The sequence below is a fragment of the Psychroserpens sp. Hel_I_66 genome, assembly GCF_000799465.1.
Taxonomy (GTDB): Bacteria; Bacteroidota; Bacteroidia; order Flavobacteriales; family Flavobacteriaceae; genus Psychroserpens.
Map to the genome: position 1 here is coordinate 2,515,919 of NZ_JUGU01000001.1, position 12,925 is coordinate 2,528,843.

At 36.1% G+C, this 12,925-nt stretch carries 9 protein-coding genes; 6 read left to right on the forward strand and 3 right to left on the reverse strand.

Annotated elements, in window-relative coordinates; translation table 11 throughout:
* Positions 1 to 18: 18 nt before the first annotated feature.
* The 3 genes from GQ40_RS11260 to GQ40_RS11270 are packed head-to-tail and all read left to right on the forward strand — an operon-like array spanning position 19 to position 5,717.
* A complete protein-coding gene (locus tag GQ40_RS11260; RefSeq protein ID WP_047548246.1) occupies positions 19 to 2,964 on the forward strand; it encodes a GH92 family glycosyl hydrolase in 2,946 nt (981 codons plus the stop codon).
* A 39-nt stretch (positions 2,965 to 3,003) separates the two neighbouring features.
* Positions 3,004 to 4,674, forward strand: a complete 1,671-nt coding sequence (locus GQ40_RS11265; RefSeq protein WP_047548248.1) for an MFS transporter — start codon at positions 3,004 to 3,006, stop codon at positions 4,672 to 4,674.
* Between the two features lie 38 nt (positions 4,675 to 4,712).
* On the forward strand, positions 4,713 to 5,717 hold the full coding sequence (locus GQ40_RS11270; protein ID WP_047548251.1) for an isoaspartyl peptidase/L-asparaginase family protein: 1,005 nt from the start codon (positions 4,713 to 4,715) through the stop codon (positions 5,715 to 5,717).
* Here GQ40_RS11270 and GQ40_RS11275 read toward each other — a convergent pair.
* Positions 5,714 to 7,126 carry an aldehyde dehydrogenase family protein gene (locus GQ40_RS11275; RefSeq protein WP_047548253.1) on the reverse strand — a complete coding sequence of 471 codons (1,413 nt, stop codon included), beginning with the start codon at positions 7,124 to 7,126 and terminating at the stop codon, positions 5,714 to 5,716. The two genes, GQ40_RS11270 and GQ40_RS11275, sit on opposite strands and share 4 nt — an antisense overlap.
* A gap of 179 nt (positions 7,127 to 7,305) precedes the next feature.
* Here GQ40_RS11275 and GQ40_RS11280 point away from each other — a divergent pair, with 179 nt between their 5' ends.
* Both GQ40_RS11280 and GQ40_RS11285 read left to right on the forward strand, forming a co-directional pair.
* On the forward strand, positions 7,306 to 7,578 hold the full coding sequence (locus tag GQ40_RS11280) for a hypothetical protein (protein ID WP_047548256.1): 273 nt from the start codon (positions 7,306 to 7,308) through the stop codon (positions 7,576 to 7,578).
* Positions 7,579 to 7,868: 290 nt separating this feature from the next.
* Positions 7,869 to 8,135, forward strand: a complete 267-nt coding sequence (locus tag GQ40_RS11285; RefSeq protein ID WP_047548259.1) for a hypothetical protein — start codon at positions 7,869 to 7,871, stop codon at positions 8,133 to 8,135.
* A gap of 73 nt (positions 8,136 to 8,208) precedes the next feature.
* Here GQ40_RS11285 and cphA read toward each other — a convergent pair whose 3' ends face one another.
* On the reverse strand, positions 8,209 to 10,848 hold the full coding sequence (gene cphA, locus GQ40_RS11290; RefSeq protein WP_047548263.1) for a cyanophycin synthetase: 2,640 nt from the start codon (positions 10,846 to 10,848) through the stop codon (positions 8,209 to 8,211).
* Positions 10,849 to 10,956: 108 nt separating this feature from the next.
* Between cphA and GQ40_RS11295 the strand changes: the two genes are divergently transcribed.
* Positions 10,957 to 11,817 carry a cyanophycinase gene (locus tag GQ40_RS11295; RefSeq protein WP_047548266.1) on the forward strand — a complete coding sequence of 287 codons (861 nt, stop codon included), beginning with the start codon at positions 10,957 to 10,959 and terminating at the stop codon, positions 11,815 to 11,817.
* Between the two features lie 156 nt (positions 11,818 to 11,973).
* On the opposite strand, the gene GQ40_RS11300 is transcribed toward GQ40_RS11295, so the two are convergent.
* A complete protein-coding gene (locus GQ40_RS11300) occupies positions 11,974 to 12,906 on the reverse strand; it encodes an isoaspartyl peptidase/L-asparaginase family protein (RefSeq protein WP_047548269.1) in 933 nt (310 codons plus the stop codon).
* Between the last annotated feature and the right edge of the window lie 19 nt (positions 12,907 to 12,925).

Genomic DNA, 12,925 nt, shown 5'->3' on the forward strand with positions numbered 1-12,925 from the left:
CGATTTAACGAACCTTCTATGAAACATCTTCTTTGCATTACTTTAATACTTTCATTTTTAATGAGTTGTGACAAAAACAATTTTGCTGAAATCGCAAAAAAAGACAAGCCCCTTATAAATTATGTAAATCCCTTCATTGGTACAGGTGGACATGGTCACACCTATCCTGGAGCAACAATGCCTTTTGGCATGATGCAATTAAGTCCAGACACTAGATTAGACGGTTGGGACGGTTGTTCTGGCTATCATTATAGCGACGAGTATATTTACGGATTTTCCCACACCCACCTCAGCGGAACAGGCGTTAGTGACTATGGCGACATCCTCTTAATGCCAACAAACAACATCAATTTTAATAACGGAAGTGATAACAAACCTGGCTACCGAGCACATTTTTCCCATGATAACGAAATGGCCCAACCCGGTTTTTACAAAGTGCATTTAGACTCTACTGAAATTGACGTTGAACTCACCGTCTCAAAACGGAGCGGAATCCATAAATATAGTTTTCCTTCGGAAAGTGAGCAGTTCGTAATTTTAGACCTCGAGCATCGCGATCAACTCTTAGACTATAAAATTCAGAAAATAAATGACTCTACGATTTCAGGATTTAGACATTCAAAAGCCTGGGCAACAGATCAACGCTTGTTTTATACCATTCAATTTTCTAAACCTATAAAAAATATTACTTACGAAGAAGATGGTGTTCCTATTTCAAAAAATTACAAGTTCTTAAGTAAGAAAGCAGCAATAGAATTTGACAATTCAAATAATGACGCTGTTTTTGTAAAAGTTGGTATTTCCGCAGTTGACGAAGCAGGAGCCTTAAATAACTTAAAAGAAGAAATAAATAACAAAACCTTTGAGCAAGTCAAAAAAGAAGCCCAAAATGCATGGGAAACACAATTGCATAAAATAGTTGTAGAGTCTCAAAACGATGATTACAAGACAAACTTCTACTCTGCATTATACCACACCATGTTAGCGCCAAATTTATATCAAGATATTGACGGTCGCTATCGTGGAATGGATCTAGAAATCCATCAAACCAAAGATTTTGAATACTACACCGTCTTTTCTCTTTGGGATACCTATCGCGCTGCACACCCACTCTACACTATTATTGAGCAAGAACGCACCAATGATTTCATCAATACTTTTTTAGCAAAATATGACGAAGGTGGTATTATGCCCATTTGGGATTTAAGCGCCAACTACACAGGTTGTATGATTGGATATCACGCGGTTCCTGTAATTTCTGACGCTTACATGAAAGGGATTAGAAATTATGATGCAGAAAAAGCACTGCAAGCCATGAAACATTCTGCAACCCGAGATAAATTAGGACTCAAAAGCTATAAAGAATTTGGCTTTATCCCAGTAGAGGAAGAAAGCGAATCGGTCTCTAAAACGCTCGAATATGCCTACGACGACTGGACCATTGCACAAATGGCAGATGCTATGGGCAAGAATGAAGACTACAAATTATACACACAAAGAGCTCAATACTACAAGAATATTTACGATCCCGAAAGTCAATTTATGCGCGGGAGATTCCGCAATACCTGGTTTGCTCCATTTGATCCTTACGAGGTGAATTTCAACTATACCGAAGCCAACTCTTGGCAATACAGTTTTTACGTACCTCAAGATGTCACAGGTTTTATGAACCTTCTCGGCGGAAAAGATAATCTAGAAGCTCAATTAGATGAATTATTTACTGCGGAAGCGGAAACATCTGGTCGTAACCAAGCAGATATTACTGGTCTAATTGGACAGTACGCTCACGGAAACGAGCCAAGTCACCATATGGCTTACCTCTATAATTTCGTCAACAAACCACACAAGACCCAAGAAAAAGTACATCAAATTTTAACAGATTTATATACTAATGAACCTGATGGAATTTCAGGAAATGAAGATTGCGGTCAAATGAGTGCATGGTACGTTTTCTCATCTATGGGCTTTTATCCTGTAACACCAGGAAGCAATCAATACATTATTGGTACACCGTTATTTGATAGAGCAACCATCAATCTTGAAAATGGAAAACAATTTACCATAGCTACCAATAATTTAAGTGATATAAATAAATATGTTGAACATGTGTATCTCAACGGAAAAGAACTCAGTCAAACATTTATTTCTCACGAAGATATTATGGCTGGCGGAACATTAGAATTTAAAATGACCGATAATCCAGCTGTTTGGGGAAGTCGTGAAGGTCAAGAACCAAAAACTGAAATCAACCAGCACCTCATTGTGCCCACTCCATTTATAGCAAAAGGCGATGTCGCATTTAAGGGTGAAACCGAAATTGTCTTGCAAAGTATAGACAAAGAATCGACGATTAAGTACAGTTTAGACAATGGTGATTTTAAAAGCTATAGCGAACCGTTTAAAATTTCCGAAGAAACGAGATTACGTCTATTTGCAGAAAAAAATGGGATTAAAAGTCCATTTATTGAAACCAATTTTTACAAAATAGACCCTAATCTCTCTATAAGTCTCGAAACCGAATTTGCAAATCAATACAACGCTGGAGGCAATGAAGCGTTGATTGATGGCGTTATTGGCACTCAAGATTTTAGAACTGGCACTTGGCAAGGTTATCATAATGAAGATTTAATTGCGACAGTTGATTTAGGGAGTTTAAAACCAATTAGCAACATCACTATTAATTTTCTACAAAACCAGGGTGCGTGGATTTTTTATCCAACTCAAGTAGAACTATTACTCTCAAAAGACGGAAAATCATTTACCTCTATTGAAACAATAAACATTGATACAGCCAAACGAAACGAGGATGTGCTCATTAGAAATATAGCTTTCAATTTTTCTTCGGAAAATTACCGTTATGTAAAAATAATAGCTAAAAAAATGGGAGAATTACCAACTTGGCATTTGGGATATCCGCATGATGGAAGAAGTTGGATTTTTGCTGATGAGATTTCAATTAAATAAACCTATTGTACTATATTTAGACCTCTAATTAATCAATTTATGACAAATCAAAACAACAAGTCTGCATTAACAACTTTGGTGACAGTCTTTTTTTTCTGGGGATTTATAGCAGCATCAAACGGTGTTTTTATTCCTTTTTGTAAAACGTATTTTAATATAGATCAATTTCAATCGCAATTGGTTGATTTTGCGTTTTATGGTGCTTACTATTTAGGTGCTTTATTTTTATTTATACTGTCTGGTTTCTTAAAAAAGGACATCTACAATAATTGGGGCTATAAAAATGGTATTGTATATGGATTGCTATTATCTGCCATCGGTGCCTTTGCAATGTATCCAGCAACTGCAGGTGCAGAACAAGGTCAAACAGGTGTTTTTTATTTGGTACTAATCGCCTTATTTATTGTTGGTTTAGGTTTCTCATTACAACAAACAGGAGCTAATCCTTTTGCTATTGCCTTGGGCGACCCAAAAACAGGTTCCCATCGTTTAAATTTAGCTGGAGGTGTGAACTCTTTCGGGACGACCATTGGACCAATCGTGGTTGGTTTAGTCATCTTTGGTTCTGCAACTAGAGGTACAGATGAATTGGCTACAATGATTGCCAATAATGAAATCACTTTAGTTACCGTACAAGGGTTATATGCTGGAGTTGGTGTGTTATTTTTAATTGCAGCAGCCCTCTTTCGTTTTTCTAAAAAGTTGCCTGCGTTAAAATCAGATACTCCTTTTGAACCTGCTAATAAAGCAAGAAATCTTCTCATCGTCCTAACTTTAGTTATTATGGGTTGCTTTGGGTATATTTTTAGCACATATTCAGGAGAAGTAATTGCCAGCGAAGAGTTAGAGCAAACCCGTTTAATACTTTTATTTATAGCCTTACTTGCAGTAGTTTCTGCTGTATTTATTGCGTATTCTAGTGCTTCAAAAAAACCAGAAGGTTGGGGAGCAATGAAATACCCGCAATTGGTTTTAGGCATGCTAGCTATTTTTACTTATGTAGGAGTAGAAGTCACTGTTGGTAGTAATCTGGGCGAATTATTAAAAAAAGCAGTCGATGGAACTGGGCTAAACGAATTAGGTTTACCAATACTCAATGATGCACAAATTGCACCTTATGTATCCTTATACTGGGGCGGATTAATGATTGGGCGTTGGGTTGGTGCGATTGCGGTTTTTAACCCAAGTAAAGGGTTGAAAAAAGTGCTACTTATCATCGTGCCCTATATTGCCTTTGCTATCATTATTGCAGCAAATTCAATCAAATATAATTTTACTGCAGATGAAATACTATTCTTCGGAATTTGTATCGCTGTTCAAATTGTAGGATTCTTTATTGCTAAAGACAGACCAGTAAAAACACTTAAGGTTTTTAGTTTATTAGGTGTTATAGCAATGCTGATTGGCTTATTTGCCTCAGGAAACGTAGCTTTATTTGCGTTTTTATCTGGTGGTTTGTTCTGTTCAATTATGTGGCCATGTATATTCACATTAAGTATTGCTGGTTTAGGAAAATACACCTCTCAAGGTTCTGCCTTTTTAATTATGATGATTTTAGGCGGAGCGATCATTCCACCAGTTCAAGGTAAATTGGCAGATGTTTTTAATATTCAATCCTCTTACTGGATGGCTGTCGCTTGTTTTGTATATCTATTGTTTTATGCTTTTAGAACTAAAACAGTCTTAGACAAACAAGGTGTAACGTATTAATTTATTGTTCCGAAGAAAAACATGAAAACCAATTCTCGATGAAAAGAAGACATTTTATAAAAAACGCTGCTTTATCTGGTGCTGGATTAGCGATTGGAAATTCATTAATAGGTTGTAACGATAAACCTTCCGAAGAAAAAAAAACAGAATCTACTATGATGACTACTATAAATAATTCGCCAATTGCCATTTGTACATGGGCTTTTACTGGTGCCAATGCGAAAGCTGGAGAAGAACTAAGCAAAGGTGTAAAAGCTCTGGATGCTGCAATTTCTGGCGTAGAGGTTGAAGAAGAAAACTTAAAGAATACTACAGTTGGCAAAGGTGGTGCACCAGATCGCGAAGGAAATGTGACACTTGATGCTTGTGTAATGGATAGTGATGGTGATTGCGGTTCGGTTTTATGTGTAGAAAATATTACCAATGTTGCTGCACTCGCAAAACTAGTAATGACTGAGACACCACATGTTATTTTAGCTGCTGAAGGTGCTGAAGAATTTGCCTACGCACAAGGCTTCAAAAAAGATAATCTCTTAACCGAAGACTCAAAAAAAGCGTGGCAAGAATGGTTAAAATCTCCTGAATATAAACCTTTAATAAATATTGAAAACCACGATACTATTGGTATGCTTTGTATGGATAAGGATGGTGATATTGCTGGTGCCTGCACAACGTCTGGATTATCTTACAAAATGAAAGGTCGTGTTGGAGATTCTCCAATAATCGGTTCTGGATTATTTATTGATAATGAAATTGGAGGCGCTGTGGCTACTGGTATGGGTGAAGAAGTTCTAAAAACTGTTGGTAGTTTTTTAATCGTAGAATTGATGCGCAATGGGATGTCTCCGCAAAAAGCATGTGAAGAGGCTGTGAACAGAATTACCAGTAAAAACGACAGATATAAGGATTTTCAAATTGCTTACATCGCCATGAATAAAGCTGGGGAAACCGGTTCTTATTGCATCCATAAAGGATTTACGTATATGAAATATCAAGACGGAAAAAATGAGAATGTACACTCCGATTATTTTGACAAAGCCTAAAACCACTTAATTGTCAAATCTACCAACTTCTGTTTAAAACTGCTGTAAGGTGGTGTCAACAAATCAACAGCGCTTAGCGTATGTTGCTTTAAAACAGAACGTTGGTTTGTGAATTCTAAAAACCCGAAATAGCCATGCGATTTCCCAATCCCACTATTATTAGCACCACCAAAGGGTAAATTATGATTTAAAAATTGCAATAAATTATGGTTGATGCACGTGCTTCCCGCTCTCGTATTATTAATAATTTCACCAATCACTTTTTTGTTTTTACTGAAAATGTAAAGCGCCAAAGGTTTTTCTCTCGAATTGATATCTTCTAAAACCCGAGAAATTGAGGTATAAGTTTTCACGGGAAGTATAGGTCCGAAAATTTCATTTTGCATCAATTCACTATCCTCTTCAGCGTTAAAAACCAAAGTAGGCTCTATAAAATTATCTTTTTCTTCGGAAGTTCCGCCAATGGCAATTTCTGCATTTCTAGACTTTGCATCTTCCAGATAACCTCTCAATCTATCAAAATGTTTTTTATTCACAATCCTTCCGAAGGAATTTGAATTTGAAACATTTTCAGTATAAAACTCATTAAGTTGCTTTTTAAAACTGTTTACAAACTGTGGTTTAATGTTTTCGTTTATAAACAAATAATCTGGTGCGATACAGGTTTGACCTGCGTTGAGAAACTTTCCGAAGATAATTTTCTTAACCGCTTTATCCAAATTAGAGCTATCATCTATAATGGCTGGGGATTTTCCTCCCAACTCTAAAGTTACTGACGTTAAATGTTCTGCAGCGCTTTTCATTACGATTTTACCAACTTGTGGCGAACCGGTAAAAAAGATGTGGTTAAAGGGTAGTTTCAATAACTCTTGAGAGACCTCAACTTCTCCTTCAACCAGAGCAATTTCATTTTCGTTGAAAAGGGCGCTGACAATTTTTGACATCACTTTTGAGGTATGCGGTGTCATCTCACTTGGTTTTAAAATCACGGTATTGCCTGCAGCAATGGCAGAAACTAGAGGGCCAAAGGTTAGGTTTACGGGAAAATTCCAAGGAGAGATTATTAAGCAAACGCCTTTAGATTCATTTTTAATCCATGACGAACTGCCCAAAAGCGATATTGGTGTATCTACCTTTTGTCTTTTTAACCAAGATTTTAAATGCTTTTTTACAAAATTGATCTCGTCTATAACTGGATAGATTTCAGTAAGATCAGTTTCTAGGGTTGGCTTTTTAAAATCTTTGTAAAGCGCGTCTCGTAATTCTTGTTTATAGGTTTTCTCTAGAGCAACTTTTAAGTTTTTAAGCTTTTTGATGCGCTCTTTATAAGTGGTATTTCCAACTTGTAGGTGCTGGGATTTTTGGTTTTTAAAAAGTTCTGAATACTTGTTATCTGTATAATCTGTCATTTTATCTGTAACGTATTTATTGAGCTGTAAACGTTTTTTATGTATTTCGTCGATGTTTTATTCAATCGAATTCATCTTGACTAATAATCGTCCATTTTGGCTAAAATATTCAATATCAGGCGCAATGTTGTGTTTCTTTGACTTGAGTTTAAAAACAAATCCCTCTATTATCTATTATTATGAAAAAAGTTTTAATCATTTTAGCCTTTACATTATTACCTTTCTTGTCTATTGGTCAGGAAACAAATAAAGTTATCAAAAATAATGATACCACTGAGACTGTAATTGAAAAAGCATTAGAAACTAAAGACATAAAAGAGGAAACTGTTTCTAGCTCATCTATGAAACAGCAAGTTTTAAAATTAAACAAAAAGAAGAGTACTGAAATCATCAGTATCAAAGCCTATAGAAAAAGTTTACAGATTAAAGTGAAGACCATCAAACTTTGCTAAGCCAAACTTATAAAGGATTGAAAATTAATTTTTAAAAAGAATCTAATTTTTCAAAATCATATTAATCAAATCTGCTTATATAAAAAGTTTAAATACATGTTATCAGTATAATATGTCATTTAGTCTTATGCCCAATCATTTGGCTTCTAACAATATTTGTGTATTTCGTCGTGTTTTTTAACAGACGCATTCCACACAACTAATAATCCTTCGTTTTCAGCCAAAATTTTTAATGCGAGTTCTAATGTTGTGTTTCTTTGTGATGAGTTTAAAACAAACGTACAACGATTATGAAAAAAGTATTAACCATCTTAGCCATCACATTATTACCTATCCTTTCTATGGGACAGGAGTCTAGTGAAATTACTAAGTCTAATACTACAATTGAGACTGTACTCGAAAATACAATAGAAGACACAAAACAAGAAACTGCTTCTACTTCTGCTATTAAAGCACAAGTTTTAAAATTGAGCAGAAAGAAAAGCACTGAAATTATCAGTATTAAAGCCTATAGAAAAAGCTTACAGATTAAAGTAAAGACTATCAAACTTTGCTAATTAGTACATAAGAAATAAAAAAAAATCCGGAACTCACGTTCCGGATTTTTTTTTTATACTCTATCATTTCGTGTTAAGCAAAATCTAATGTGCCATTTGCTTCTTGTTCTTTAAACTTCATTACTAAATCAAGAGCATCTGGTATCACATCACTACATAAAATTATTAGGGATCCTTTAACTGCATTTTTAACAGCATAGGTTATGGCCTCTTTTTCCGAAGGAATAATCGTTGTTTTCTTATTTGGGTCCCGTTGTTTAATCCCATCGTTAAGCATTTTGATAAGCTCTTCTTCAGTCTTACCACGTAAGCGCTTGTCTTGTCTTATGATGATTTCATCAAACATATCGGCAGCTATAGCTCCCATTTCGTTATTATCTTCTACGCGTCTGTCCCCAATTCCTGCAATGATACCGACTTTAACTGTTGCTTCCAATTCATCTGTAAACTTTTGAAGCGCCCTCATTCCTGCTGGATTGTGTGCGTAATCTAATAAAATACTAAAGTTGTTGAATTCAAATAAATTTAACCGTCCAGGAGTTTGAGCTGCAGATGGAATAAATGTTTCCAATCCTGCTTTCATATCTTCTATACTAATTCCTTGTACATGAACTGCTAAAATGGCTGCCAGCACGTTTTGAATCATAAATTTTGCTTTGCCTCCGTAGGTTAAAGGTATATTTTCAACCCTCATAATTCTCATTTTCCACTCGCCTCTGCAAATGGTTACGAAACCGTTTTCAAAAACTGCGGTAATCCCATTTAAGCGTTGCAGTGCTTTTATTCTGGGATTGTTTTCATCCATTGAAAATAAAGCAACGTTACAATTTACACTTCTTCGCATATCATAAACAAGATCATCATCTGCATTTAAAATAGCATAACCATTTGGCAATACCGTCTCGGGCACAACGCCTTTTACTTTAGCTAGTTGCTCAACGGTATGAATTCCTTTTAATCCTAAATGATCTGCTGCTACGTTTGTAACCACTGCAACGTCACATTTTTTAAATCCTAAACCTGCCCTGAGCAGTCCTCCTCTTGCACATTCTAAAACCGCAAAATTCACTGTAGGATCTTTAAGTACAAACTCTGCACTTGCAGGTCCTGTACAATCACCAGTCATTAATAATCTGTTTTGAATATAAACACCGTCACTAGTGGTGTATCCTACGCGATAACCTTTCATTTTAGCAATGTGAGATATCAAACGTGAGGTTGTCGTTTTCCCATTGGTACCAGTAATTGCTATGATTGGAATTCTTCCTGTATCACCTTGCTTCGGAAATAATTTATCTATCACTGGTGCTGCAACATTACGAGGTAATCCAGTAGTTGGAGCTAAGTGCATTCTAAATCCTGGTCCAGCATTTACTTCTAAAACCGCACCTCCAGTTTCAGATAATGGTTTGGAAATATCGGTGGTCATGATATCAATTCCGCAGATATCCAAATCAATTATTTTTGAAATACGCTCTGCCATACTTACATTTGCTGGGTGTACGATATCTGTAACATCTTCAGCTGTTCCTCCAGTACTCAAATTAGCGGTATCTTTTAAAATAAGTCTCTCACCTTTTGGGATAACAGACTCTAAAGTATAACCAGCATCTTTTATGATTGTTTTGGTAAGGTCGTTGACAGATATTTGAGTTAATACGTTCTCATGCCCATAACCTCTTCTAGAATCTGAATTAACTTCAGCGATTAATTGATCTACTGTAGATTCCCCATCTCCAATAACATGTGCTGGGGATCTAAGAGCAGCAGCTATAAGTTTATTGTTAATGACTAATAATCTGTAATCTTGACCTATAATAAATTTCTCTACAATGATTGCTCCACTTTTTGAACTCTCTTTTGCGTGCTTAAATGCTTCCAAAGCATCTTCATGATTTTGAATATCTACAGTAATGCCACGACCGTGATTTCCATCAATAGGTTTAATGACTAATGGAAAGCCTACATAACGACAAGCATCTTCTAAGCTACTCTCCCTACGAATAATATCTCCTCTGGGCACTTCAATTTCTGCTTGCTCCAATAAATATTTGGTATCTTCCTTATCACATGCCAACTCTACTCCAATACTACTGGTTTCACTGGTTACTGTTGCTTGTATTCTCTTTTGATTAGCACCATAACCCAATTGGCATAAGGAGTATTTATTTAACCTAATCCATGGGATGCCTCTTGACTCTGCTTCTTCTACAATAGAGCCTGTACTCGGTCCTAATCTTTCTTTTTCGCGCAACTCTCTCATATGCTGGATATCGTCATCCATGTCATAATCTTTTGCTGCAATTAACGCCTCACAAATATCTACTGCAATTTTAGCAGCATATCGCCCCACACTTTCTTCAATATATGAGAACACTACATTATAAACGCCTTCCTCTCCATAACCTCTGGTTCTACCAAAACCAGTATCCATTCCTGCAAGAGTTTGAATCTCTAAAGCAATATGCTCTATAATATGTCCCATCCATGTGCCTTCTTCAACACGTTGAAAGAAACCTCCAGGCTCTCCAACCGAGCACCGATGGGAAAACATTGTTGGAAACATGGTCTTAAGGCGATCTGTAAATCCTGGAATTTTGTTTGATGGATATTCTTCCATCTTTTCGAGATCAAGCACCATAACAATTAATTTATGTCGTCTTACAGACCAATAATTTGGTCCTCTCATGGCATTTATCTCGCGTATTTTCATATTGGTCAGTTTTATTATAAGTTTTGTGAAAGATTATAAATATAGCATTTTTCAATAAAAATTTTAGTTTATTTTTGTCTCAAACCAATTTATTACAATCTCGGATTTATGTTGAAGAATAAAGGAACGCTAATTCCCATTGGCGGAAATGAAGATAAAGGAATAGAAGAAAGTGAACAATATACTTTAGAGTTTATCGATGAAGGTATTTTATATCATGTTGTAAGAGAGGCTGGTGGCACAAACGCGAATATAGTTGTAATACCCACAGCATCAAGTATTCCCGTAGAAGTTGGTAAAAATTATCTAGAGGCGTTTTCTACTTTAGGATGTTCAAACGTCACAGTTCTTGATATAAGAAGTAAAAAAGATTCTGAAAAACAATCCTCTATTGATTTAATAAAAACTGCTAATTGTGTTATGTTTTCTGGTGGAAATCAATCAAAAATAACTAATAAAATTGGCGGTACACAAATACACGAGATTATAAAGGATCGCTATAAAAACGAGTCTGGTTTTGTCGTTGCAGGCACGAGTGCTGGCGCCATGATGATGTCTAATGAAATGATTGCTGGAGGTAGCGCTGCAGAATCCTTTATTAAAGGCGCTGTAAAAATGTACAAAGGCCTTGGTTTGGTTCCTGGCTTAATTATAGACACTCATTTTATAAAACGTGGTCGTTTTGGTAGAATTTCTGAAGCTGTTGCAAAATTCCCAAATCTAATAGGTATTGGTTTAGCTGAGGATACAGGTATGATCATAAAAAACAGTACCTGCAGAGTAATTGGTTCTGGGATGGTGATCATATTTGATGGCAGACGTATTAAACACAATAATCACCATATACTCAAAGAAGGTACACCAATGTCACTAACCAATATGCGCACCCATATTCTTTCAAACGGTGACCGTTTTCACATAGATAAGAAAAAAGTAAAAGTGCTAGCTATAGAAGCTCCTTTTATTTAATAGTGCTTCTTAAAAAATAACCGCCTAATCACCTTAAAAGGCTGGGTTTGCGTTAAGGATAGTAACGACATCCTTTTTGTTTTTCTCAAAAAGATATAGTGGATAGCCTGACGAAAGCATGCTATTTTTTAGCATGGTTTGGTAACGCCATAAAAATCATTTATAAATAGAAACTGTTTCTTTTCCTATAGAAGTTTTACTCGCACGATACATCCCTTCTGTATTAAAAGGCATCGCGATATTGCCTTTGGTATCTACCGCAATTAATCCGCCATCACCACCAAGTTCTAAAATACGTTTATTGATCACTTCTTCGGAAGCTTCGCCAACACTCATATTTTTATGTTCCATCAAGCAAGCCACATCGTAAGCTACAACACCACGAATAAAGAACTCACCACTTCCCGTACATGAAATAGCGCAGGTTTTGTTGTTGGCGTAATTTCCTGCTCCAATCATTGGCGAATCGCCGACGCGTCCCCATTTTTTATTGGTCATCCCACCGGTTGAGGTTGCTGCTGCTATATTTCCGTTTTGGTCACAGGCTACTGCGCCAACTGTCCCGAATTTTGAATCTTTTTTTGTGGAGTGATCTAATTGAAAATGGTCTGTGTCCTTTATTTCCAACCACTGGTTGTGCCTAAATTTATCATAAAAATAATTAGAGTTTTCCAACTTGTAATCTAATTCTTTAGCAAACTGCATGGCACCTTCTCCAGCGAGAAAAACGTGTTCACTTTTTTCCATCACGTCTCTAGCCAGCGCTACCGGATTTTTGATTCCTGTAATGAGACTCACTGCTCCAGCATTTAAGGTTTTACCATCCATGATACTGGCATCCATTTCGTGTGATTCTGTCGCTGTAAAAACAGAGCCTTTTCCTGCATTAAACAATGGAGAATCCTCTAAAACCTGAACTGCCTTTTCAACAGCATCAACCGCTGATCTGCCTGTTTCAAGAATTTTATAACCTTGATCCAAAGCGTCTTTTAGATCTGCTCTATATCTGGCTTCCAACTCTGGAGTCATCATCCCTTTTACCAAGGTTCCTGCACCACCGTGAATGGCTATTGAAAATGTATTGTTCATATCACTAAAATTTATTTCA